The sequence below is a fragment of the Hyella patelloides LEGE 07179 genome, from assembly GCF_900659865.1.
Taxonomy (GTDB): Bacteria; Cyanobacteriota; Cyanobacteriia; order Cyanobacteriales; family Xenococcaceae; genus Hyella; species Hyella patelloides.
On the sequence record NZ_LR213785.1, the window covers coordinates 24,527 to 50,685 of the forward strand.

The 26,159-nt window shown below is 36.3% G+C and carries 20 protein-coding genes; 10 read left to right on the forward strand and 10 right to left on the reverse strand.

Translation table 11 applies throughout. The features are described 5' to 3' along the window. The first annotated feature begins 46 nt into the window (after positions 1 to 46). Positions 47 to 688, forward strand: a complete 642-nt coding sequence (gene hisH / locus H1P_RS05305) for an imidazole glycerol phosphate synthase subunit HisH (RefSeq protein ID WP_144864868.1) — start codon at positions 47 to 49, stop codon at positions 686 to 688. A 233-nt stretch (positions 689 to 921) separates the two neighbouring features. On the opposite strand, the gene H1P_RS05310 is transcribed toward hisH, so the two are convergent. Continuing rightward, a complete protein-coding gene (locus H1P_RS05310) occupies positions 922 to 1,395 on the reverse strand; it encodes a GNAT family N-acetyltransferase (RefSeq protein ID WP_144864870.1) in 474 nt (157 codons plus the stop codon). A 308-nt stretch (positions 1,396 to 1,703) separates the two neighbouring features. On the opposite strand from H1P_RS05310, the gene rsmD reads away from it, so the two are divergent. After that, the gene (gene rsmD / locus H1P_RS05315; RefSeq protein WP_144864902.1) at positions 1,704 to 2,258 is read left to right on the forward strand and encodes a 16S rRNA (guanine(966)-N(2))-methyltransferase RsmD; all 555 of its coding nucleotides are present in this window, start codon (positions 1,704 to 1,706) and stop codon (positions 2,256 to 2,258) included. Between the two features lie 81 nt (positions 2,259 to 2,339). On the opposite strand, the gene H1P_RS05320 is transcribed toward rsmD, so the two are convergent. Then, the gene (locus tag H1P_RS05320) at positions 2,340 to 3,092 is read right to left on the reverse strand and encodes an amino acid ABC transporter ATP-binding protein (protein ID WP_144864872.1); all 753 of its coding nucleotides are present in this window, start codon (positions 3,090 to 3,092) and stop codon (positions 2,340 to 2,342) included. 682 nt (positions 3,093 to 3,774) lie between these two features. Between H1P_RS05320 and H1P_RS05325 the strand changes: the two genes are divergently transcribed. The 5 genes from H1P_RS05325 (at position 3,775) to H1P_RS05345 (ending at position 9,632) form a co-directional block, all read left to right on the forward strand. Further along, positions 3,775 to 5,325, forward strand: coding sequence for an ABC transporter permease subunit (locus tag H1P_RS05325; protein WP_144864874.1), 1,551 nt, complete (start codon positions 3,775 to 3,777; stop codon positions 5,323 to 5,325). A 182-nt stretch (positions 5,326 to 5,507) separates the two neighbouring features. Then, entirely contained in the window at positions 5,508 to 7,085 is a 1,578-nt protein-coding gene (locus H1P_RS05330) for an iron uptake porin (RefSeq protein WP_186375846.1), read from the forward strand. A gap of 230 nt (positions 7,086 to 7,315) precedes the next feature. Then, complete coding sequence (locus H1P_RS05335; protein WP_144864877.1) at positions 7,316 to 8,140, forward strand: transporter substrate-binding domain-containing protein; 825 nt, start codon at positions 7,316 to 7,318, stop codon at positions 8,138 to 8,140. Between the two features lie 19 nt (positions 8,141 to 8,159). Then, positions 8,160 to 8,873, forward strand: a complete 714-nt coding sequence (locus H1P_RS05340; RefSeq protein ID WP_246141477.1) for an amino acid ABC transporter permease — start codon at positions 8,160 to 8,162, stop codon at positions 8,871 to 8,873. Between the two features lie 12 nt (positions 8,874 to 8,885). Further along, entirely contained in the window at positions 8,886 to 9,632 is a 747-nt protein-coding gene (locus H1P_RS05345; RefSeq protein WP_144864879.1) for an amino acid ABC transporter ATP-binding protein, read from the forward strand. 321 nt (positions 9,633 to 9,953) lie between these two features. On the opposite strand, the gene H1P_RS05350 is transcribed toward H1P_RS05345, so the two are convergent. Both H1P_RS05350 and H1P_RS05355 read right to left on the reverse strand, forming a co-directional pair. Then, on the reverse strand, positions 9,954 to 12,122 hold the full coding sequence (locus tag H1P_RS05350; RefSeq protein WP_186375848.1) for a Tex family protein: 2,169 nt from the start codon (positions 12,120 to 12,122) through the stop codon (positions 9,954 to 9,956). 250 nt (positions 12,123 to 12,372) lie between these two features. After that, positions 12,373 to 12,660, reverse strand: coding sequence for a hypothetical protein (locus H1P_RS05355; protein WP_144864883.1), 288 nt, complete (start codon positions 12,658 to 12,660; stop codon positions 12,373 to 12,375). A 302-nt stretch (positions 12,661 to 12,962) separates the two neighbouring features. On the opposite strand from H1P_RS05355, the gene bioF reads away from it, so the two are divergent. Continuing rightward, positions 12,963 to 14,123: an 8-amino-7-oxononanoate synthase gene (gene bioF / locus H1P_RS05360; protein ID WP_144864885.1), complete on the forward strand. Its 1,161-nt coding sequence runs from the start codon at positions 12,963 to 12,965 to the stop codon at positions 14,121 to 14,123. A 41-nt stretch (positions 14,124 to 14,164) separates the two neighbouring features. Here the strand turns inward: bioF and H1P_RS05365 are convergent, their stop codons facing one another. From H1P_RS05365 to H1P_RS05385, 6 genes are all read right to left on the reverse strand, one after another. Next, positions 14,165 to 15,892 carry a hypothetical protein gene (locus tag H1P_RS05365; RefSeq protein WP_144864887.1) on the reverse strand — a complete coding sequence of 576 codons (1,728 nt, stop codon included), beginning with the start codon at positions 15,890 to 15,892 and terminating at the stop codon, positions 14,165 to 14,167. 105 nt (positions 15,893 to 15,997) lie between these two features. Beyond that, positions 15,998 to 17,596, reverse strand: coding sequence for a glycosyltransferase family 39 protein (locus H1P_RS05370; protein WP_144864889.1), 1,599 nt, complete (start codon positions 17,594 to 17,596; stop codon positions 15,998 to 16,000). After that, complete coding sequence (locus tag H1P_RS35780; protein ID WP_186375847.1) at positions 17,586 to 17,732, reverse strand: hypothetical protein; 147 nt, start codon at positions 17,730 to 17,732, stop codon at positions 17,586 to 17,588. The genes H1P_RS05370 and H1P_RS35780 overlap by 11 nt, the downstream gene beginning before the upstream one ends. A 206-nt stretch (positions 17,733 to 17,938) precedes the next feature. Beyond that, positions 17,939 to 18,727 (reverse strand): M23 family metallopeptidase, encoded by a 789-nt coding sequence (locus H1P_RS05375; protein WP_222426942.1) that lies wholly within the window; start codon positions 18,725 to 18,727, stop codon positions 17,939 to 17,941. A gap of 281 nt (positions 18,728 to 19,008) precedes the next feature. Further along, positions 19,009 to 21,078: a transglutaminase-like domain-containing protein gene (locus tag H1P_RS05380; protein WP_144864893.1), complete on the reverse strand. Its 2,070-nt coding sequence runs from the start codon at positions 21,076 to 21,078 to the stop codon at positions 19,009 to 19,011. A 100-nt stretch (positions 21,079 to 21,178) separates the two neighbouring features. Further along, a complete protein-coding gene (locus tag H1P_RS05385) occupies positions 21,179 to 21,745 on the reverse strand; it encodes a GNAT family N-acetyltransferase (RefSeq protein ID WP_144864895.1) in 567 nt (188 codons plus the stop codon). A 324-nt stretch (positions 21,746 to 22,069) separates the two neighbouring features. On the opposite strand from H1P_RS05385, the gene H1P_RS05390 reads away from it, so the two are divergent. Together H1P_RS05390 and ftsH2 are read left to right on the forward strand one after the other, a co-directional pair. Continuing rightward, positions 22,070 to 23,839, forward strand: coding sequence for a ShlB/FhaC/HecB family hemolysin secretion/activation protein (locus H1P_RS05390; RefSeq protein WP_144864897.1), 1,770 nt, complete (start codon positions 22,070 to 22,072; stop codon positions 23,837 to 23,839). A gap of 214 nt (positions 23,840 to 24,053) precedes the next feature. Next, entirely contained in the window at positions 24,054 to 25,943 is a 1,890-nt protein-coding gene (gene ftsH2 / locus H1P_RS05395) for an ATP-dependent zinc metalloprotease FtsH2 (RefSeq protein ID WP_144864899.1), read from the forward strand. Positions 25,944 to 26,159: the final 216 nt, after the last annotated feature.

A 26,159-nucleotide genomic window follows, 5' to 3' on the forward strand; every position in this document is an offset into this window, starting at 1 on the left:
AAAAGTAAGATAAATTAGGAAGTAGTAAATAATAAGAGAGGTTGGTGTGGTAAAAATTGCAGTGGTTGACTACGGGATGGGTAATTTGCACTCTGCTTGTAAGGGTTTAGAAAAAGCAGGAGCAACCCCCCACATAACAGAATCTCCTTTAGAGATTGCCCAAGCTGATGCAGTAGTCTTACCAGGAGTAGGAGCATTCGATCCTGCAATGGAACATCTGAGAGAACGCAATTTAGAGCATCCTGTCAAAGAGGCGATCGCTTCTGGTAAGCCTTTTTTAGGTATTTGTGTCGGTTTCCAAATGTTATTTGATAGCTCAGAAGAAGGTACACAACCTGGTTTAGGTGTTATCCCTGGGAAGGTAAAGCATTTTCGTTCCGAACCTGGTATCACAATTCCTCATATGGGTTGGAATCGTCTCGATTTAAAACAATCGAACCATCCTCTGTGGGAACACTTAAGCCACAATTCTTACGTTTATTTTGTTCATTCTTATTATGCTGAACTGGCAGATAGTTCAGTCTGTGCTGCAACAGTAACCCACGGTACACAAATAGTTACAGCAGCGATCGCAAAAGACAACCTAATGGCGGTACAATTCCACCCTGAAAAGTCTTCTGATAATGGCTTACAAATACTTTCTAACTTTGTTTCTTTAGTTAATAGTAAGATTGTTGTCCACAGGTGAACTTAGATGTGAGATTGTAGTTGTTGTGCTGATTTAATGAAATTTTGATTATAGGGTGGACAAAATTTATTGGTATTGAAAAAATAACATTTCAAAATCAATTATTTAGCCTACCCTAACTATAGCCGTACAAGATTGGGTTAGGACAAGAAAGCTGTTGGCTTGTAAGTAGCGATTTATAAAATGTCCTAACTTTAAAACGTAATGCTCTATTTTGAAAAATGAGAACAACATCACTCTTCCAGTTTTATATATACCTCTGTAGGATGAGAAACAGCGTAAGAAATATTCCATCGCCGAAACCCTAAACTCTGATATAACTTGGCAGCTATCTTATTTTCTTTTCGATAGCTAGTGGCAATTATCTCTACATCGGGATACAACTTGAGACGACGAATTAACTCAATTATAGTAGCTCGTCCATACCCTTGCTTCTGATATTTTCGATCGATCGTCAATCGCATTATAAATCCTACACCAGCAGCAATTTCATACATTGCAAATCCAATCATTGGTGCTTCGGGTTGTTCATAACCACACACAGTAGCATCGTAAATAGCCAATGGAAAAAGATTACGATCGACATAGGCTTCTGCGAGAGACTGTGTAGTAGTTGCAACCCAGTCTTTCTGTGACTCCGCAACCTGAACACTTAAACATTCTCGGAAATTTTCTCGCGTCACTTTGCGTAGGTGTACTTTAGCCATAAGCCTACCTATCCCAGATTAAGTTAACGATCTGAAGTAATAATGCAATGACAAAAACTAATGACTAATAATAAAAATTAATATTTTGAATTTTTGTAAATTATATCTCCAGCTTCAATAATTAATAGCTTTGAGATCACATTAATTTAATAAAAATTACATCTAACTTTAGCTATATATTTATTTTTTCTCTTCTTTTCCTTATTTGTTGTTGCTCATTAATTCTTCTCTTTTCTGGATTTATACTAGAGACGATATTTAATTAAAAAGTATCTTTGAAATTTCATCCCTTATCCAAGCTATTTCTAGTGAGAATTTACGGAAATCGACAATTAAAAACTTTACCAGGGCAGAATACTCGTCCTACCTCTGCAAGAGTACGAGAAGCTTTGTTTAATATTTGGCAAGGTGCGATTACTGATTGTCGTTGGTTAGATTTATGTGCAGGGAATGGTTCAATGGGTGCAGAGGCGTTATGTCGTGGCGCAATAGAAGCAGTTGCTATTGAGCAGAATGGCAAGGCTTGTCAGATTATTAAGCAGAATTGGCAACAAGTAGCCACCAAAGAACAATATTTTCGAGTAATTCGGGGAGATATACGAGTTAAGCTCAAAAAGCTACAATCTCAGCAATTTGATCGCATCTATTTCGATCCTCCTTATGCTGGCAAACTGTATGAATCTGTTTTGAACGAGATCTCTGCTGGGAATTTATTGTCTTCTGAAGGGGAAATTGCTGTAGAACATAATCCCCAACAATGGGAAGCTAAACCTATAGAAACGTTAGAAATTTGTCGGCAAAAGGTTTATGGCAACACTGTTTTAACTTTTTATCAGAAAGCTTCACCAAGTCAGGAGTCATAATGTCAGTCCGCAGAATTCAGAAGTCAAAATTCTCGTGCGAATTAAGAAACTCAATGTTCACTAGATGGTAAATCCCAGTTATTAATTGTTCATGCGACTGAGAAAGGCTTTTAAACGATCGCATTGGGGATTATTTAAGACTTCTTGGGCATCTCCTTGTTCTTCTACTACTCCTTGATTGAGAAAGATAACTCGGTTGGCAACATCGCGAGCAAAGTTCATCTCATGGGTAACTACCACCATAGTCATTCCTTCTTGAGCTAGCTGCTTCATAACTGTTAGTACTTCTCCGACTAACTCTGGATCGAGTGCGCTGGTAGGTTCATCAAAAAGTAGTATTTCGGGTTTCATGCATAAGCTGCGAGCGATCGCTACCCGTTGTTTTTGTCCTCCAGATAGCTGTTCGGGATAAGCACCTGCTTTACTACTCAACCCGACTTTCTCTAAATAATGTAATGCTCGATCGCGGCATTCTGCTTCTGATTCTTTTAATACTTGAGATGGAGCTAACATCAGGTTTTGTAACACGCTGAGATGAGGAAATAAATTGAATTGTTGGAAAACCATGCCTACTTTGGTTCTCAGTTGCCGTAATTTCTGGGAACTAATTTTTGATTGAGATAGATCGATACCGATTACTTCAAGTTTGCCACCATTAATTGTCTCCAGACCGTTACAGCAACGCAGCAGAGTGCTTTTCCCACAGCCAGAAGTCCCAATGATAGAAGCAACATCACCTTTATGAAAAGAAGCAGTGATACCCCGCAGCACTTCTAATGAACCATAGCTTTTCCTTAAATTATCGAAGGAAATAACAGGAGTAGCAGTAGACATAATAATTTACTTTGTAGATATTTTTGTAATGTAAATTATCTCAATACCTGAAAATAAATTGTTATATTCATTACTTTTTTGGTAAAAATTAACAACTCAATTAATTTATGGTTCAATGGCTTGACATATTACCATTTTTATTGATTAATAAATAATATATCTTGAGATAGATTCATTTTTATCGCAACAATAAATTCTCTATGAGTCAAGAATTGTCCCAAAATCTCAACTGCTTATATTAAGCACTAGGGAACAGCAAATGTCATGAATTAAATAGATAGCTATACGGAAATTTTTGACAATTGTGATATTTATTACTTTTTTTGTCAGTTAAAAGCCATACTTTGTTGAATGGAAAACACGGTCGAAAATTATCAAACTACATTTTTAGTACTTAGGGCCAAATTACTAGATAAAGTCTATCTTTAGTAGTTTATCTAGTCTATGGGGTACTCAAATTTTTTAGTACTTTTATAGTTTGAGTTGCTTTTAGAGATTAAATATATATCTGATATATTTAAAAATGCTGGTTCGACAAGACAGTCTTTGTCTTCAATAAAATAATTTTGATTGAGATTAAATTAAAATGTTTCAATTTGTATTTTTGGTGAGTAAAAGTAATCAAAAAAGTGAATAATTAGAGAATTATCTCGTTGTAAGGGTTCAAAAAATTGATAAAAAAATGTCTAAAAATATTATAGTATCTTGGTTCAAAAAAATAGCTTTAGGCTTTATTGGTTTATTTATAGTAATTAGCTTTCATTTTTATAATCCTTTAGCAATCAATGCTCAAGAAGTTTTAAAGGTAGGAACAGAGCCAGCTTTTCCGCCTTTTGAAATGCAAGCACCAGACAGTAACGAATTAACTGGATTTGATATAGATCTATTCAGGGCAATTGGTGAAGAAGTTGGTCTGGAGATTCAATTTCAAAGTATGCCCTTTGATGGATTGATTCCTGCATTGCAATCTAAAACTATTGATGCAGCGATTAGTGGGATGACGATTACTGCCGAACGCGCTCAAACAGTTGATTTTAGCCGTCCCTACTTTCAATCGGGTTTAGCGATCGCTATTAATAAAGAGAATAAGGGTGAGATTAGTAGTTTTGAGGATTTAGAAAACAAAAGGATTGCCGTTGCCATTGGAACAACAGGAGCAAAACAAGCCGAAACTATAGCAGGAGCAAAAATATCTACTTTTGATAATTCGGCGATCGCTCTGCAAGAACTAAGTAACGGTAATGCGGATGCAGTGGTTAACGATGCACCCGTAACTCTTTATGCCATTAAAATTAGTAATCTCAATAACGTAGAAGTAGTTGGGGAATTGCTCACTGAAGAATATTACGGAATTGCTTTACCTAAAAACTCTCCCAACCTGGAAAAGGTTAATGATGGCTTAGATCGACTTCTGCAAAGTGGAAGATATCGCGAACTGTATCAAAAATGGTTTGCGGGAGAACCCGCCGAATTACCTTTAGTTGCTCCTGAACTGCAAGGAGAAGGTAATGCTTTTGACTGGGGTATAACGTTCCGTAACTTGTTATGGGGAGCGTTAATAACAGTTATGTTAACCGCTTTTTCCGTCTTCTTTGGCTCAATTGGTGGCGCATTACTAGCAACTGCTTCAATATCTGACTTTAAGCCTCTGGGTTGGTTGAGCCGTATCTATATAGATTTCTTTCGCGGTACGCCCTTGCTAGTCCAGATTTTCATGATTTATTTCGGCTTACCTTCTTTGCTACAGCAAATAGGTTTAGACTTTACCTTTAATCGTTTTGCTGCTGCGGTTACGGCTTTGAGTTTTAACTCTGCTGCATATTTAGCCGAAATTATTAGAGGTGGTATTCAATCTATCGATCGAGGACAGTGGGAAGCTTCTCAATCAATGGGCATGAGTTGGTTACAAACCATGCGCTACGTTATTTTTCCCCAAGCTTTGCGCCGTATGCTGCCCCCATTGGGTAATGAGTTTATCACCATGATTAAAGATACTAGCTTGGTAGCAATTATTGGTTTTGAAGAACTATTCCGTCAAGGACAGCTAATGGTAGCAACTACCTATCGTGCTTTTGAAATCTATGCTGCCGTAGCATTGATCTATTTATTGTTAACCTTTGTGGCTTCTAGAGTCTTTAGTTGGCTAGAAAAACGCTTAAACCCAGTAAGGCGTGCTAGTACACAAGAAGCAACAACAGTTACTCAAAAAGAAGAACAGTTGGTCAGTCATTAAGTTTAAAGCTTAAAAAGTAGGCGGGTAGGGGTGGGTAAGGGAACGTGAATTCAAATTAGGAGTGTTGAACTTGATTTTATTTTTGCTTTCGCAGAAAGTCTCATAAGTCTAGGAAACAATAACCAATGTTTATTGGTTTGTGTTGCAATCAAAAAATCATAATTAATTTAAGTGTGAGGATTATGTTGAATCGTGTATTTAATTCGCTTTCTTTTAAAGCGATCGCTTTGAGTAGCTTTTTTGTAATCTGTCATGTTGGTGAAGCTAAAGCCCAAAACACTTTGGAAGTGCCGTCAACAGACTATCAAGACGAGATGGGACAAGTTACCAATGTCAACCAGCTAAGGGATGTTTCTCCTGCTGATTGGTCTTACGAAGCTCTCAGAAGTTTAGTAGACCGCTATGGCTGTATTGCAGGTTTTCCCAATCAAGCCTATCGTGGTTCTCAAGCTTTAAGTCGTTATGAATTCGCTGCTGGTCTCAATAGCTGTTTAAATCAGATCGAACGTTTAATTGCATCTAGTGAGGCTGTTGTTAGAGAAGATATCGACACTATTAACCGATTAACCCAAGAGTTCGAGTCTGAACTAGCTACTATTGGTGGGCGTATTGATAGCCTAGAAAGTCGAACTGCCTTTTTAGAAGATAATCAATTTTCGACAACCACCAAGCTGAACGCCCAAGTTGTGAGTTATGTATTGGGAACTTTTGGCGATGAAAGACCAGATGGTACTGATGTTGACGATCAAATTACCTTCAGTAGTCGAGTTCGCCTTAACTTTGACAGCAGCTTTACAGGAGAAGATTTCTTAAGAGTTCGTATACAAGCAAGAAATATTACCAGTCCTGCTGAGTCTGGTGGTACTAACTCCCTAGCCCTCAATATGGAAGGTGACAGTGAGAACAACGTCGAACTTGATGACCTATACTACATTTTTCCCGTTACCGAGCAGGTTACTGCTACAGTGGGGACAAATGGGGTTGACGTTGACGAAATTTTTGATGTTGTTCCCACTATGGGAATAGCTTACGACGCTCTTAGTCTTTACAGTGCTTACAACAATCTGATTTATTCCAACGGTAATGGCGGTGGTGCTGGTATTGGCGCATCTCTCGAATTTGTAGAATGGGCAGATTTACAGATAGGTTATTGGGCACCCAATCCCGCCGATCCTGATGAAGGAAATGGCTTGTTCAATGGTAATTACACTGCTGGGGCTAATTTAAATCTTTCCTTTTTAGATGAACGTCTCAATGTAGCTGTGGCTTACTTAAGAGGCTATCAGGGTCAAGGTAGTGGCTATGATTTGGGTGGTTTTACAGGAACGGATGGAGCTACTGACCCTTTTGACGACCAAGCAAACTCCTCTAATAATTTTGGTGTTGCTACTAGCTTCCAAGTTTTTGAGCAGTTGACAGTTGGCGGTTACTTTGGCTACGCTACTGCTTCGCTGGTTGGTGATGATGATACCAATGCCGATATTCTAACCTGGAATGCTTACCTAACCTATACCGATTTGTTGAAAGAAGGCTCCACAGCTCTTGTTAGTTTTGGACAGCCTCCTAGCTTAATTGATTCTGAGGGTGATGCGTTGGCTGATGATGAAGATACACCATTTCTTTTAAATGTAGAATATCAGTACCAATTAAATGATTTTATTCAGTTGACCCCTGGAGCTTATGTCTTATTTAATCCCAATGGGAATTCAGATAATGACACGATTTATGTTGGAACGGTTCGTACTATTTTTAGCTTCTAGTACCAAATCAACAAATAGTTGTGACGCATAAAGTTCAACGTAGGGGCTTGGCATTGCCAAGCCCTTAATAAGATTAGATGAGATTAAGTCTAGTATTAGCTATTGAGTAAAGTAAGGTAGGACATTTAAAACTAGAAGATGTCAAAATCTAATGACAATAGTTTGTAATCAAGGCTCAATCAAGCTGTAATATTGTGCTTAATTAACTAATTTACAAAAGGTAAGTGGAAATGAAACGCAGAAGATTGCTATTTGCCTTGACATTTTCAACCACTTTAGCAATTACAGCGATCGCTGGATGTAGTAATCAAGAAACTACTGCCACTGATGAGGGCGATAGTGCAGGAGCGAGCAAAACTTTAGTAATGGCAACCTCTCCAGACTATCCTCCTTACGAGTTTTTTGAAACTGCTGGTGGAGAAGGAGAACCAATCGGCTTTGATATTGATATTGCCAAGTATATTACCGAGCAGCTAGGTTACGAACTAGAAGTTAGTGGTATGGACTTTAATGGTATTATTCCAGCTTTGCAGTCAGAAAGGGCTGATTTTGCTATGGCGGGAATGACTCCCACTGAAGAGCGAAAGCAGAATGTAGATTTTAGCGATATTTACTACGAAGCCAAAAATACCATTGTTACCAAAAAAGGTGCTGGTTTCGATGGTTTTAAGGCTTTAAAAGGCAAAAGTGTGGGAGTGCAACTAGGAGCGACACAACAAGAAGCAGCCCAAAAAGCATCAGAAGAAATTGGCGGTTTTAATATCGAACCACGAAACAGAATTAGTGAATTAATTCAGGAAGTCAAAGCAGGACGTATTGATGCAGCAGTGGTTGAAGATACTGTAGCCAAAGGATATATCCAAAACAATCCCGATCTGGAGTTTACCACAGTTGAAAACGCAGAAGCAGCAGGAAGTGCGATCGCTTTTCCTCAAGGTTCAGAATTAACAGCCGAATTTAACCAAGTACTAGAGGAAATGAAAGCCAATGGCGAAATGGAAAAGCTGATTCAAAAGTGGTTTGAGGAATATTATGAACAACAAGGGCAACAGTAATTGGTCGAACTAAACTGCGATGAACTTAAATTTTGTCCGAATGATCGATCTTCATAGCTGTCTGTTTGCTCAACTTAATCTTGATTTTAGTCGTATTACTCCTAGTATTCCCTACATTTTTGGAGGTATTTGGGTCACTTTACAATTTACTCTTTTATCGGCTATTTTTGGCTTTATTTGGGGAACTATCCTTTCTTTATTGAAAATATCCAGCATTAAACCTCTGTATTGGTTTGGCATGGCTTATACTTCGATCTTCCGAGGTACTCCTTTGCTGGTAACTCTATCTCTGATCTACTTTGCCACACCCCAACTTACTGGCTATAACATCTCTGGTTTCCAAGCTGGTGTAATTACCTTTTCTCTGAATTCTGGTGCTTATATTTCTGAGGTTATCCGTGCAGGAATTCTCGCGGTAGATAAAGGACAAACCGAAGCAGCGATGTCTTTGGGGGTATCCTACAAACCAATGATGCTGGACGTTATTTTGCCCCAGGCGATTAAAAATATTTTGCCAGCACTGGTAAATGAAAGTATTGCTTTACTCAAGGATTCAGCTTTGGTATCAACGATTGGTGCAACTGATTTGCTACGACGCGCCCAAATTGTTGGTGCAGAAAAATATGTTTACTTTGAACCACTATTGATTGTTGCTGTTGTTTATTATCTAATGGTGATGAGTTTAACGCTTTCAGCTAACTTGCTTGAGCAAAGGTTGAGAAAAAGTAGCTAGGACAAAAAGAATATGCAAGGGAAAAATGGCAACATCGCCATCAAGATTGACCGTCTCTATAAATCTTTTGGGAGTCTTCAGGTTTTAAAAGCAATTTCTGCGGAAATTGCCAAAGGTGAAGTTGTGGCTTTAATTGGGCCATCTGGCTGTGGGAAATCAACCTTTTTGCGCTGTCTCAACCTTTTAGAAAAGCCGACTTCAGGCAAAATTGAGATTAATGGACAGGAGATTACCGACCCTAAAATAAATGTCAATAAAATAAGACAAAATGTGGGTATGGTGTTTCAGCATTTTCATCTCTTTCCCCACATGAGCGTGCTAAAAAATATCATGTATGCGCCAGTAACGGTTAATAATCTGCCTAAGCAAGAAGCCCAGGAAAAAGCGATGGCTCTACTCAAAAAAGTAGATTTAGTCGATAAAGCAGATGTATTTCCCGCCAAACTATCAGGAGGACAAAAGCAAAGAGTAGCAATTGCTCGCTCTTTGGCAATGGAACCTGATATTATGTTGTTTGACGAACCGACTTCTGCTCTCGATCCTGAAATGGTTAAAGAGGTGCTGGATGTAATGCAAGCAGTATCAGAATCAGGTATGACAATGGCAGTTGTTACTCACGAAATGGGTTTTGCCAAAGAAGTAGCAGATCGTATCTTCTTTTTAGATCGTGGCAAAATTGCCGAAGATGCACCCCCTGATGTGTTCTTTTCTAATCCTGAATCTCCTCGCGCCCAACAATTTTTAGCCAAAATACTTTAATAGTTCAACATAATGATATTTATTTTATTTGTTAAAGTACCTATTGCCTTCCTTCAACCTGACATTCCGCAAATAATTTCCTCAAGAAAATAATTAAATGAATTTGCTTGATTATAGCTATTGATAGCGATAGCCATGTTCAAAAACACCAAATAATATATTAGTTCTTATTCTGTTTCTAAAATCACTGTATTCTCAATCTCTTAAAGCGTGTAGAATAAATTGCTCAAAAAATTACGGAGAAATAAAATTTTTCTGCGGAATATGAGTTCAACAAATAACTTTTTCAGTAAATCCTACTTAGAATGAATATACTTTAAATCAGTCAACCATTGACAGTCCAATTCGGCGTAATTTTTCATTAACTTCTAGTACTGTAACCTTAACAATTTCCCCTACTTTAAGTATTTCATTAGGGTCGGAAACAAAACGATTTGCTAATTTGGAAATGTGTACTAAACCGTCTTGGTGTACTCCCACATCTACAAAAGCACCAAAGTTAACTACATTAGTTACTACTCCTTCTAATTTCATCCCTTCTTTGAGATCGCTAATTTCGTTAATTCCTTCTTGAAACTCTGCATATTGAAATTGTTTTCTAGGATCGCGTCCTGGTTTTTTTAATTCTTCAATTAAGTCTTTGAGGGTAGGTATACCAATAGTGTCGGTAACGAATTGTTGTAAGTTTAGTGAGTCTAATTTCGAGATTGGGTTATTATCTGTATTTTGATTAAGATTAGCGAGATTAATTGTTGATTGTTGAGCAATTTTTTTGACTACTGAATAGCTTTCAGGATGGACTGCTGTATTATCTAAAGGGTTATTTCCGTTACGAATGCGTAAAAATCCCGCACATTGTTCAAAGGTTTTTGCTCCTAGTTTTGTAACTTTAAGTAGTTCTTGGCGATTTTTAAATTTACCTTTTTCATTGCGATAACTGACAATATTATTGGCGACTGTAGAGCTAATTCCCGAAACAAATTTGAGTAATTCCGCCGAAGCAGTATTTAAGTCTACACCCACATAGTTAACACAGCTTTCTACGGTTTCAGCTAATTTTTGCTGTAATAATTTTTGTTCGACATCATGTTGATATTGACCCACACCAATAGATTTAGGATCGATTTTTACCAACTCCGCTAGAGGATCTTGTAATCTTCTACCAATACTAATAGCTCCTCTAACAGTAATATCTAAATCGGGAAATTCTTGACGCGCTAAGTCACTGGCAGAATAGATAGAAGCACCAGATTCATTAACCATTACGTTGATCGCTTTAGAATCTAAATTTTTAAGAATATCGCTAATAAAACGATCGGTTTCTCTAGAAGCTGTACCATTACCGATCGCAATTAATTCAATACTATACTTTTTAATAAGTTGCTGGACAGTTTTGGCTGCTTGTTCCTGTTTGCTTGCTCCTGAATGGGGAAATATTGCTTGATATTCCAGAAATTTGCCCGTTTCATCTAAAATTGCCACTTTGCAACCAGTACGAAAACCAGGGTCCATTGCCATTGTTGCTTTCATTCCTGCGGGAGGAGCTAAGAGGAGGTTGCGTAAATTGGCTTCAAAGGTTTTAATAGATTCAAGATCGGCATATTGTTTGAGATCGTTTCTAATTTCTCTAATCAAAGATGGCTTTAGTAGACGATTAAAACCATCAGCAATGGTAGTGCGATAAAATTGCCTCACTACTGCGGATTTACTATTTACTTCTTGATACTCTAATTCTGATAAAACTGCTGCGGTATCAAATTCAATATCTACCGTTAAAATTTTCTCTGCTTCTCCGCGATACAGTGCCAAAATATTATGAGGTGGTATCTTGCTTACTGCATAGTAATAGTTACGATACATTTCATACTTAGTGCTACCTTCAGGATGAGCTTTTTTTATTTTGGAAACAAACACCCCATTTTTAAACAAATAATCCCGTAAATAAGCTCTAATCTCTGCTTTATCGGCTATTTGTTCGGCGATAATGTCCGCAGCACCACCTAATGCATCTTCTACGGAATTAACTTCTTTTTCAGTATTGAGATATTTTTGAGCTTCTGTTTCTAATGAAGATACTTTAGCGGATTGGGGTTGATTGAGAGACTGTATCCACTGCGCTAAAGGCTCTAATCCCTTCTCTTTTGCTATGGTAGCTCTAGTGCGTCGTTTGGGCTTGTATGGTGCGTAAATATCCTCTAAAACTGTCTTATCCAGACAACTAGCAATTTGCTTCTTTAAATTGTCTGTTAGTTTACCTTGAGAAGCGATCGATTCTAAAACAGTTTCCTTACGTTTTTCTAATTCTGTCAGATAGGTAAAGCGATCGACTATAGCTCTTAACTGAACTTCATCTAACGAACCAGTTCTTTCTTTACGATAGCGAGCCATAAAAGGAATGGTAGCCCCTTCTGACAACAACTCTAAAACATTATCGATCTGAGAATGTGAAACAGAAAATTCTTGAGCAAGTATACGAGCGATATCCACCAGAATTAATACCTAACCTAAACTACCTAAACTAAAAATCAATGACTCATAATTAGTTTAATTTACAAGATAGAGTGAAAAGAGCAAAATTATTATTAAACTGCTTTGCGATTAACTACAGCCATACCGAATTAGATAAATTAGATGAGGACAAGTAAAACTGAAAATTGCTGTCAACAAGAAACTGTATTAGATGATTTTTGTCAAGTACATTTTATACAAAATTAGATGAGGAGACCCTGGCGCGATGTTGCTATAGCTGTTTCAAATATTGTAAAAATTCCGCAAGTTGGTTCTTAGACAGCGATCTTCTTCTGGTAACACCATAATTTTGGGAAAGGTAGTTTTTCCCGTCTTCTACAGTCCAACCTAATCTGTTCATTTCATTATCAATCTCAGAGATTGTCTGCTTGAATTTTTTCTTTTCTAATAATATTTGCTCGTTTAATATGGGATCTTTTTTAGTAGAAGGCTGATTTAATTTCTTTACCTCTTCAAAATCAGATTTTTTGGTCTCGACAGTTTCTGTTTCTCTATTCATATTGAAGTATGCAGTATACGAACCTGTATCTAACCATTCTTTAATCAATGCATCTCCATTTAAAATTTTTCAGATATTGATATGAATTGTAGAGAGCAGAAAACTCTTGCGATCAATCCAATAAACTTTGGCTGAGGATAGAAAACCTAGAATAATGAAAGCATAATAAGCGAATATTAATTATTAATTTATTAATTTATTGTGCTTTCATTTTGACCAACATAACTAAGTTAAAATTCTACTATCTTTGCTTTAAACTTGGATTGATACTTTATAATCAACCAAAAAATTAACCAACAATTGTGTCTAGTAACCAATCACCCTACAGTTGGCTCGAAAAATCTCTATTGACTATTCATAATGCTAATTGGTATCGTTCAGTGACAGCAATTTCTGGTCTTGATGGAACAGTGGTTGAATTATCAGGGCTAACGGCAATCAATTTTGCTAGTAACAATTACTTAGGACTAGCAGGGGATGAGCGGTTAATCCAAGCAGCAGTCGCAGCCATACAAGAATATGGTACGGGAAGTACAGGCTCGCGATTACTCAGTGGACATCGCCAATTACATCGAGAGCTAGAACAAGAAATTGCATCTTTGAAGCAGACAGAAGATTCTATAGTATTTAGCTCTGGTTATTTAGCTAATTTAGGCACAATTTCCGCTATCGTAGGGCAAAAAGACTTAATCTTAGGCGATCTTTATAATCATTCCAGCTTAAAAAAAGGCGCGAAATTAAGCGGTGCTACAGTTATTGATTACTTACACTGTGATGTTAATGATTTAGAGCAAAAGCTATTGCAACATCGTTCGCAATATCGCCGTTGTTTAATTACTACCGATAGTGTATTTAGTATGGATGGTGATTTATGTCCTTTACCAGATTTAATTGCATTAGCATCAGAGATGAATTGTATGTTGTTGTTAGATGAAGCTCATGCAACAGGGGTTATGGGTACTACGGGTGCGGGTTGTGTGGAGCATTTTAACTGTACTGGTGCAGAATTAATTCAAATTGGAACTTTAAGTAAAGCATTGGGGAGTTTAGGGGGTTATGTAGCGGGAAATGCTCATTTAATTGATTTTCTCCGAAATCGTGCTGCTACCTGGATTTACACTACAGGCTTATCTCCTGCGGATACGGCTGCTGCTTTAGCTGCAATCGAAATAATAAAAAGCGAACCCGAAAGAAAAGACAAACTCTGGAATAATATCAATTATCTCAAAGACAAATTACCCCAAGACAATCTCTTACCTTCGGAATCTCCGATCATTTGCCTTGTTTTAGATGCTCCTGAAACTGCTTTAACAATTGCAGATAAGTTACAACAAGCTGGTATTTTTGCCCCTGCAATTCGCCCTCCTACAGTGCCTACTTCTCGCCTGCGTTTTTCTGTAATGGCAACCCATCAATTAGAGCATTTAGAAAAGTTAGTCAATAGTCTTTCTACCATATTATAAAGTTAACCACATAGAGTATTTTAAGAGCTTAGAGTTACTGATTAATTATAATCTTGTAAAATACATTTACTATCTATAACAGTATAGCGATCGCTTTTATAAACGCTACAATTATTTTTAGATTGAGCTATTACTGAAATTTTTTCTTGATGCAGGGTATCAATAGCTTGTTGTGCCACAGGTTTATGTTGTCTAATCCATTTATTTTTAGCAATATAGTCTGGGGTAAAACTAGAATTTTCAATTAACCAGTGGGTAATATTATATTGAGCAATAAAGTTTTTCACTACCTCTATATCTGTGCTGTATTGCGCCTCAATTAAATCTGTTGCTCGTTGGCGAAATGGCTCATAATAGCCCCAATGATATGGTATGGCATATTCTCTACTGACTAAAATGGAGCGTTGAGTAAAGGTAGGTAAATTATCGGTTTCTGCTGTTAAGGATGCAATTACAATATCTTTGGGTTGTTGTTGAAAAAACTCGTATAAACTTAGTTCATTCCCTATGACATATCGAGTCCATACAAAACGTTTCGTTGTATGAGGATAAAAGATTAAAATGATTGCTAACAGTAAGGCTAATATCTGATAACTTATTTTTTGCAATTGATTTCTTGAGGAAACTCTCTTTAGTAAAAACTCCCAGGTAAAAGTTAAAACAATACTAGCAACTAAAATAATAATTATTCTTATAGTATGTTGGGTATAACGGCTCGGAAGATGCAGAGCAAATAATAAAGCATGGGCTACAAAAAACATTACTATAGAAACCAATAATAATCTTGATAACATCCCAATTTGAGGATTAGTTTTCAACCATTTTACTTTTTGATTTATAACCTTATTTCTTTTTCTAATAATAGGAAAAAAAAGCCCTAAATAAGCCAATAGAGGCATCAAAGCAGAAGGAATTCGTAAGCTACTACGACTATCGTTAAACCAAAAATCCCAAGGATTATCGTTAAAAAAACCACTTCTTTCTCCAGCCATAAATTCAGGTAAGTTTTTAGCTTGAGCAACAGTAATTGTGGGGCTATAATCAGAAGTCGCAATAGCATAGGGTAATAAGATCAAAAAAGCTACTATTAATCCCGTGAAAGCAAAAATATAGTCTTGTTTCTTATTTGATATCTTTACCCGCCAGTTTTTTAAACTAAATAAAGATATCACTAATAATCCACAACAGATAAAAACCAGAGAAGGGTAAAATAAGCCAAATAAAATAATAGTAATACTAACTCCCAAAATAGAGCGTTTGAGAAAATAATACAGAAAAGCAACTAATAAAGGAGGAGCAAAAGCTTTGGGTGTTCCTGAAACTATACCATCCTGTAACCAAAGGTTTTGATTAAATAACAAGCTAGCAACAAATCCCGTCAAGGGTAAAGGTAATATTTCTACAGCTAATGCAAAACAATACCCAGTCATAATTAACCCCAAAATACTCGGTAATAATTTACTAAGTACAACAGGATTAATCCCAATTTTATTGAATATCCAATATAAAAATTTATAACCAGCAGGAGCAACAGATTGGAAGTAATCTGCGATTAAATCATTAGGAAATAAATCAATATCTGTAACGCGTAACATCCAAAAAACGTGCTGTCTGGCATCATCTTGAATGATATATTCACCGCCAAATGCTTTTTGTAATGCTAAATAACTATAAAATAAAGAAAATAATAAACTTACAGTTAACCAGAAAAGAGATGCTTGACTTTTTAGCCTTTTTTCTGGTGTAAATAAAACTTCATTAATTAACATTAGAAATATTTTTTTGAAAAACAAGATTCTTTTAAAAAGTTATTTTGATATTAATCCACAGTTCAACATAGATAAATTAGACAATTAATAGATATCTTAATAGAGTTATTTGTTATAGGTTATTTTATAAAGATGTCCTTCAATAAAAACAGGCTCTATAGTGTATAAATTATTTTGCTGTAATTTTTGCAGAAAGTCAGGAAATGGGCGAAATAAAAAGATATTACTAAACTCAGAAGGAATTGAGGGTAAATTATCACTCTCGTCTAATAATAAAAACTTGGCATTATCTTGAAGCTGATAACTTAAAGAAGTAGAACGACTAATTCTTTTGGCATTACTAATAATTAAAGGTTTTTCTGTTAAGTTAATAATCTTTGCTACCTCAGCATTATAATAACTACTATACTTATTCCACCAAGTAGGAGATTGTAGCATTTGCCAAGAACAAACTAGACTTAAAGTAATTGTTAGTGCAAATATTAACCGCCATATTTGTTTGTGCCAATGAGAATATTTTAAATTACTCATATTGACAGCCAGACAATAACCAACTATTAATTGAATTCCTAAAGGTATAGCCAGAATATATCTAGCAACAGTAGAACGTTGTCCCCCCCAAATAAGATCGGGAAAACCCAAAGCTACGGCAGTTACTCCCATTAAAACCGTAATAAAGAAACTACTATGACGAGAAGTATGAGTAACAAAGTAGTAGGTACTATAAATAATTAAGCCAAATATAGGAATAACTAACCAAGAAAATACACTATTAAAACTAAAAGTAAAATCTTGAACTTGTTCCACATCAAAAAAGCGTTCTTGATAAACTACCTGCCAATCAAAAAAAGTAGAACTAATATTTAAAAACCATCTTTGTAACCAAAAATTCAAGGGAAGATCTCGTTCGACCCACATTCCTACCCCATCATCATTAAAAATAAAAACTAAAATCCAAGGAATAAATAAAAATATACCTAACGCCGTAGCAAAAAAATATTGCTTGAGTAACTTACCCCATCTAAAATTATTAACTACCATAAGATAAATACCATGGGCCATCATCACTAAAACAAATAAAGGTTGGGTATAAAGTCCTAAAGTAATAGTTAAACCATACCATTGCCAACTAAAATTATTTTTATGATTAATAAATCGCAGGAAAGCTGCACTAGCCAAAGCAATAGTAACTGCAAATAAACTATACTCTCTTGCTTCTTGAGCATAAATAATTTGTAAAGGAGAAACCGCGACCAAAGTAGTTACAGTTAAAGAGATAAAACGAGAATTAAATAACTCTTGTGCTAACCAATAAATACTAGGAAATAATAACAAACTAAGACTAGCTGCTACCCCTCTAGTAACATTAATAGAGCTACCAAAAAACTCCATTCCCACTCTAGCCAATCCATAGTATAAAGGAGAATGTTCTGAAGAACTAATTGCTTTAATTCCTGCTACAAAATTGCGTTCTGGAGTTAGCTTTTGAAACTTATGTATCTCTTCAATACTAACAATTTTACCTCTAGGAGCTTGCTCAACAAATTCTGTCCGACTGTAACCAGAAGCTCTTAGAGAAGTGTGTACTTCATCAATCCAATAAATTTTGCGATCGAGATTGCTAAACCTGAGATAAACTCCTAACAATAAAACAACAATAGTAAAAACTGTTGTCCAATTTACCAAAATAGCTTTATGCTTCATTATTAATTAATGCTTCATTATTAAGTAGTTGAGGAGAATCAAAGTCATCCCATTTATCAAAAATAGTGGGAGAGATCGAATTAAACTGTAGGTTGGTTTGCACGCTTAGTTTAATCCAACTTACCAAGTCTCTCATTACTTTTAAGAATTGGGATTAACTGTAATGTCAAGGGATTACAATTCAAGAGTCACCAACTCAGAAGTACCATCAGGCAATAATATCAGAAGTCAGAAAGATTTAGTCTACTTATTGAGTTGAGTAATCAATAATTGTTGATTGTCTATTGTTCATGGTCAACACGGGAGTGGAATATGCCGACTGACCGTCGGCATTTCCTCCCGTCAATTCTTAACGTAATGAGCGGGATTTTTAAACTCTCCATTGACCTTAATTCTAAAGTCTAAATGCGCTCCTGTTGACCATCCAGAACTACCAACCTGAGCAATTTCTTGATTTTGCCAAACTTTAGTGCCTTCTTCTACAGTAATAGAATTATTTAACAAATGGGCATAGGTGGCAACCATTCCATTACCATGATCGATTTCAATCCAATTACCAAATTGATCGCCACATAAACGCTGACTAAAATCTAAACAACCAGATACCACCTTAGTAACAATACCATCCCTTGCAGCTACTACAGGAGTGCCTAGAGGCGCACCATAATCAATACCATTGTGCATCTGCAAACTACCACTAAAAGGTCTAACACGCCAGCCAAACACGCTAGCAATTCTTTCCTTCTCTGGTGCGGGATTTACTAGATTAGAGTTATTCAATGTCTCAGATAAGATGCTGCTGCGAGAAAACTTAGGAAACTGAGGTGTAACAGGAGATTCTATGTTAATTTCTTGCTGAAGATTTTCGTTGACTGAAACGGTTGTATTTATCTGAATATTCCCAGAGATGGGTGAGACAAAATCAATAGCGTGATTGATTTTACTAACTAACAAAGAATCACTACTGACTTGGGGTGTAATAGCTACAGATGGTACTTTAACCAGAGATTTACGAATACTCAAGGTTTCTAAAAAGCTAGGATGTGTGGTTGCTAAAGGTGGTCTTTTTGTAAAAACTTCATTTTCTGGATCGTTGTTCCCTGGTATTGTCAGAATTGAAGTAGAAGACACTTTGCCCGCAAATATTGGTATTGTAATAACAGCTAGTAGACAACTAAATATATGATTACCCATCAGTAAGCCTCAGTGAATGTACCCAATTTTCTCAGGAATCCTAAGAACTTCACATATATTCACATACTTTGGGACATTTATAAAGGTCTTTTAACCTATATTTTCAATTGTTAGGAAAAAATAGAATAAGTAGTTCTACTTTATTAATAGTTTATTTGTATTTACCTGTGGACAATTTTTATCACTAATATTGAGAGATAATTTTTAGGATAGTAAATCTAGTTTTTAACTGAATTATTTTCCCGTGAGCTATTAGCAGCTTCATTATTAAAATTTTGATATTTAGCTAACCAAGATTCTGTAGCTGACTTTAACTTTTCTCTAGTAACGCGATCGATACCTTGAGGGTCGAAACGATAGCAATAATGTAGCTTAATAATTACTTTTAAGTCTGCAATTAATTCAGAAGTCAGTTGCTTATTTTGCTGTAACCTAATTAGCCATTGTTGCCAACTTTCATAATTATTACGAATGTATCCTGACTCTTGTAAAGCCTTTTCAATTAAATAAATTTCTGAATCTGCACCAACTAAAACATAATCAGTAGTTGCTGTAGTTACTCTTTGAAGCTGTAAGCCATTTAAGTCACGTTTTCGCAATAACCATAATAATAAAATTAGTAGTATGGGAATCACAATGAACCAGAAAGACTTGGTTTTTGTAAGTGCTTTTACTAATTCACTAAATTGAGCTATTTTAAAACCCAACCAAGAGAAAAAATCTTTAATAATAACTAAACTGGAAGCATTATTATCTTCTACTTCTATCCAATTACTAGGAGTAGTATCAAATTGTTGCCAAGCACCATTTATATAAACTAAATTCCAAGCATGAGCATTACGTCCTCTCACAATGAATTGCTTCTCTAAAGAACTGTATTCATGAACAGAATAACCGATCGCGTAACGAGTGGGAATTCCTGCTGCTCTTAATAATAATGCTGTAGCAGTGGCAAAATATTCACAATGACCAGAACGATTTTCTAGTAAAAAGGCAGAAAGAGGTGTTTTATGATGTCCTTGACGAGCTAACTGCAACGAATAAGTGAAATTGGTATTAAAGAAATTATATACAGTATCTAATATTTCTTGTTCTGACTTTCCTTGTAAGTTTAATTCTTGGACTATGTTTTTAATAGCTGGTAACTCTGATTTTGGGACTTCTAAATCTTCTTCTGTGGGAACACCATCATTAATGAAATCTCGCTCGTAGGTTACTTTATAGGTTGCTAATCGAGATTCTCCTTGAACTTGAACTGTCCCGTATTGATTTTGTTCTACTTTTTCTACAGGTAGTTGTTCAATCTTTTGTGTACCATCTGGTAAGTTCAATAAATTCTTACCTTCTTCTAAAAAACGATAAATAATTACTCGATTTTTTGCTTTACTAGAGCGTCGGTCAAGACCTTTCTGAGTTAGTTGTTTCTCTGGTAAAACACTAACAATATTAGAACTTAATTTTAAAGGTTCAAATTCTGATTTTACTGCTAACCAAATACCAGAAATATAATTATTATAAGTAACTCTTCTTAATAGTTTTGGCTCTAAATTTTCCTCATCAGGTTTAACCCTTAACACTATTTTGTTGGTTAATTTAACTGCTCCAATATCACCAATAGCGGTACTTCTTTGAGTAGGATTACTACTATGATAGTGATAAAAATTTCTAATCCATTGTCTAGTACTTTTTTCAAGAGCTAAATGGGCATTGTGTAGAGTAAGATGACCAAAAAAACCCATAGTAGCAGCTAATAACATAATACTAATCCAAACGATCGCCGAATTTCTGTGAGAACGCATGAACCATAAAGCGATCGCCAAAAATGTGACTAACCCTACATAAAAAGCAATATCTCTAGTATTTCCTGCACTAGCTGAAATCAAACAAATAGCTAAAAAAGGATAATGTAAACTCAGTATGGTTGCTTTTTGTTGTTTGATTTGAGGCTTTTCCTTGAGAAATAACAAGGCGCGGATATCAATCCCTTTACCATCAGAATAAGCCTGTGCTGCCAATAGAGGAAAACAAATTACAGGTAGCCATTGGAAGAAAAGAAAAATAAATTGCAAAGAAGCATCTTGATTCCAAAGATAGATTAGCACTATCACCAAAATCACTGTACAAAGATTAGAAACCTGACGAAAATGCTTAGTCGTGAAATGCCATCGCCAATCAAGAACAGAGGATATCTCGTAAATTAACGCCATTGGTAACGCCATCATCCATAAACCAGTTTGCCATCCCCAAAACATAATTACTGTACCGAGGAAAAATTTAGGAAGTTGCATAGGCGAATCACAGAATACCAATGGCTTAAGATTTCTTTAACCATACTCATTAAAAAGAGTTCTGCGCTACCGTGATATTAAGGAAAAGATCGATTTATTTTTAAAGTACTAATAAAATAAATAAAGTATTAGGTATCATGGCTATAATTACCCGTAATAAAAAATGTATTCTCCAATAAGACTGAGATGAGGCTCTTAATCTTTTTTGCATGGCAATACATGGTATTAAAATATCCATTTTTCCCAAATGACAAACAGCAACTTCTTGATATCCTTGTGAATTGTAAAACGAGCGTTCTGTTAGAGAAGAAGTGACCTTTAAAATTTGAATTTTTCGCTTAATTGCTTCTACTTCTATAGCATTTAATAACTTAGTACCAATTTCTTGATGGATTAAACTATGTTGCACATAAAGAGTTCTTACAGTTTGGCGATAGCTCAATAAAGAAGCAAACCCAAGAATATTATTGTCCTTCTCAGCGACAAAAACAACTTCATCATTAAAGCGAAGATGATTAATTTGCTTAGTTAAATTATCAATTTTTTTTTGATTATAAATATCTTGACATAAATTTTTGATAGCTAGCTTTTCTAGTTGAATAATCTCTTTTCTATCTTGAGGGCAAGCTAAACGAATTAATATTTGTGATGATTCAACAATTGGCATTAAACTAAATTTTTTAGGTTATAAAAATATTTTTTTTACCATAACCCGATAATTACTTAAGCTGCTGCGATCTCTGTCTGAAGTATTGTAGTAGTTCAATCATTGACAAATTAAATTATTGCGATAAAAACGACAAAAAAGAACCAGAAAACTGACTCAGTGACTCCTCGTACGGGCGATTCGCCAATCATCAGTATTTTTCATTGTTGACACTATCAGTATTGAGACAAAATAATGTCTCTGGAGTGTTATTTATTGGTCTTTTTCGGGAATTCTATATTTACGACGCTGATTAAGGCTATATTTATTTAAGTATTGATTCTGATGTATAAAACTTTTTGGAACTTGTCACACGCAAAAACTACCATCAAAGGCAATCATTCTTTTACTTGGTTGGCTTCCCTGGTTGCATTAGGCATTATTACGGATACTCAATCTTTACAAGCACAAGAGACAAAGCAACAAAAAGTTTCTAATCAGCACGAATATACTTTTACCGAAGAGTTGACCCCTTCCGACTCGGATACTAATGAAGATTCTCCGCCCGTATTACTTGAAGTATCACCTAAAAAAGAATCTGACTCTAATCCGCTTTCTGCTGATACTGTACCCCAACAAATAACAGTTGAAAGCTTTGAGGTAGTCGGAAGTAGTGTTTTCAGCGAAGAAGAATTATCTGCGATACTTGCAGAGTATCAAAATCGTCCTCTTTCTCTATCAGAACTATATCAAGCCCGTTCTGCCATTACAAAGTTATATACAGACAAAGGTTATGTTAATTCTGGTGCTTATATACCTCCCCAAGAGCTAGAAGGAGGAAAAGTTACTATTTCTATCCTAGAAGGCAAATTAGAAGCTATTAATGTTACAGGAACCAAGCGTCTTGACTCTGATTATATTCGAGCGCGAATCGAGAAAAATGCAGGAACACCAGTGAATGTAGAATCGCTATTGGAAGCTCTACAGATGTTACGAATCGATCCTTTAGTTAAAAATGTTTCTGCTGAATTGTCCGCAGGTATCAGCCCTGGAACAAGTTTACTAGAAGTAGCCATTGAAGAAGCCGACCCTTTTAAGATAACTACTAGATTTGATAATAAACGCTCTCCTAGTGTGGGAACAAATCGCCGTGGTGTAGGGTTTGTTCACTCAAATTTGCTGGGCTTTGGGGACAGAATAACCTTTGACTATACTAATACAGAAGGTAGTGACAGTATTGATACTTCTTATACCCTACCTTTGAACGCCAGTAATGGCACATTTCGGGTAGCTTACGGTACAAGCAGTAATGAAGTAATCGAAGAGCCATTTACAGCTTTAGATATCGAATCAGAGTCCGAATATTACGAACTAGGGATACGTCAACCCTTAATTGGTACTCCAGAAGAAGAGTTGGCTTTAGGACTATCTTTCTCTTTCCAAGAAAGTAACACTAGACTATTAGACACTCCGTTTCGTTTGTCCAATGGTGCTAGCGCAGATGGAGAAACCAAAATCGGTGCTTTGCGCTTTTTCCAAGAATATGTCAATCGTGATGATACAAAAGTATTGGCTTTGCGATCGCAATTTAGTGTTGGTTTAGATGTTTTTGGTGCAACTCAAAATGTTGATGGTATTCCCGATAGTACCTTTTTTTCTTGGCGGGGTCAATCCCAGTGGGTACGTCGTTTAGATGAAGATTTTTTGTTTTTACTCCGAGGAGATATCCAATTAAGTAGTACCGAATTAGTTCCCCTAGAACAATTCCGTGTTGGTGGTTTTGATAGTGTTCGCGGTTATCGTCAAGACTTTGCATTGGGAGACAATGGGTTATTTGCTTCAGCCGAAATACGAATCCCTTTATTTCATCTCAGAAAAATTGATGGAGTTGTGCAGCTTACTCCCTTTATCGATATGGGAACAATCTGGAATAGTGACGATCTAGAAATAGATAATGATTTTTTAGCATCTATCGGGATTGGACTGAATTTTAGTGCGGGAAATGGCTTCAATGCTCGTCTTGACTGGGGTATTCCCCTAGTAGATGTGGATACTCAAGGAGATTCTTTACAAGAAGATGGTCTTTATTTCACCCTCAATTGGAGTTTCTTGTAAAACCTCAAGATAACTCCTCTTTCCTCGTTCCTCGATCCTTGTTTCTTAAGTTAACTTGCTTTCAAGATGAGAATTACGTTAAATTTAGTTAAGTAACAGGCGACTAAAAACCTACTGCCTTGACAAGACAATCAAAATCATGTATTGCAAGAAGGTAGGTGAAGCACCTCAACAAACGTTATAAAAAATATTCAAATTCAACAAAATTCAACTTATGAAAAAATTTTCGTGGAGAGTTATATTACTTTGGACACTACCTCTTTTAGTAGTGGGTATTTTTCTCATTCAAGGAACTGTCTCCCCCAACACTAACAGTTTAGGTAGTAATACTGCTAGCACTCGCATGACCTATGGTCGTTTTCTAGACTATCTAAATACAGGAAAAGTTGCTAGCGTTGAGTTATATGAAAATGGCAGAACAGCTATTGTCCAAGCAATGGATCCTGAGATAGATGAACGTCTACAAAAATTGAGAGTAGATTTACCTGCAAACTCTCCAGAATTAATTTCTAAGTTGAGAGAAGCAGATGTTAATTTTGACTACCATCCTGTAAATAATGATGGTGCAATCTGGGGACTTTTAGGCAACTTAATTTTCCCGATCTTACTAATTTCTGCCTTGTTCTTCTTATTCCGTCGTTCCAATAATATGCCTGGTGGCCCTGGTCAGGCAATGAGTTTTGGAAAATCCCGCGCTCGTTTCCAGATGGAAGCTAAAACTGGCGTAATGTTTGATGATGTCGCTGGTATCGAAGAAGCTAAAGAAGAATTACAAGAAGTCGTTACTTTCTTAAAACAACCCGAACGCTTTACCGCAGTTGGAGCGCAAATTCCTAAAGGTGTCTTGTTAATCGGTCCTCCTGGAACTGGTAAAACTTTACTAGCAAAAGCGATCGCTGGTGAAGCTGGTGTCCCTTTCTTCAGTATTTCTGGTTCTGAATTCGTAGAGATGTTTGTTGGTGTGGGTGCTTCCCGCGTCCGTGACCTCTTCAAAAAAGCTAAAGAAAACGCTCCTTGTTTAATCTTCATTGATGAGATTGACGCAGTAGGTCGTCAAAGAGGTGCTGGTATTGGTGGTGGTAACGATGAGAGAGAACAAACTCTTAACCAGTTACTTACCGAAATGGATGGTTTTGAAGGCAATAGTGGCATCATTATCATTGCTGCGACTAACCGTGCTGATGTCTTAGACTCTGCTTTAATGCGTCCTGGTCGTTTTGACCGTCAGGTAATGGTAGACAACCCCGATATTAAAGGTCGTCTCGAAATTTTAGAAGTTCACGCTAGAGACAAAAAAATCTCTGAGGAAGTTTCTCTAGATACAATCGCTCGTCGTACTCCTGGATTCTCTGGTGCTGATTTAGCTAACTTGCTTAATGAAGCTGCAATTCTCACTGCTAGAAGACGTAAAACCGCCGTTACGATGGCAGAAATTGATGATGCAGTAGACCGTGTAGTAGCGGGTATGGAAGGTACTCCTTTGGTAGATGGTAAGAGCAAGCGTTTAATTGCCTACCATGAAGTAGGACACGCGATCGTTGGTACTCTAGTAAAAGACCATGACCCCGTACAGAAAGTAACTCTAATTCCTCGCGGACAGGCTCAAGGTTTGACCTGGTTTACCCCCGATGAAGAACAAGGCTTAATCTCTCGCTCTCAACTAATGGCACGGATTGCTGGTGCAATGGGTGGTCGTGCAGCAGAAGAAGAAATCTTTGGTTACGATGAAGTAACTACTGGTGCTGGCGGTGACTTACAGCAAGTTACTGAGATGGCGCGTCAGATGGTAACTCGTTTTGGAATGAGCGATCTTGGACCCCTATCTTTAGAAGGACAAGGTGGAGAAGTTTTCCTTGGTGGTGGCTTAATGTCTCGTTCAGAGTACTCTGAAGAAGTAGCTTCTCGTATTGATGACCAAGTACGTCAAATCATCGAACATTCCCACCAAGTTGCTCGTAGGATTGTTCGTGATAATAGAGAAGTTGTGGATCGTTTAGTAGAGTTACTAATTGAGAAGGAAACTATCAGTGGCGATAAATTCCGTCAGATTGTGGCAGAATACACTGAAGTTCCTGAAAAAGAAAGATTTGTACCTCAAATCTAATTCCAGAGTTCTTATTTACTTGAGAGTTTAAATAAATAAAACTCGTTAATTAATCTTCAAGAAAAGGGATAGTTTTAAGAAGCTATTCCTTTTTTTTAGCTATTTTAAGATATAGGGTAAATATTTTGGAAATAAAATAAGGATTAGAACAATCTATTAAAGTTAAAGAAGCTATCGAAACAGCGATTGAAAACTTCAAAGATACAGCTGACATTC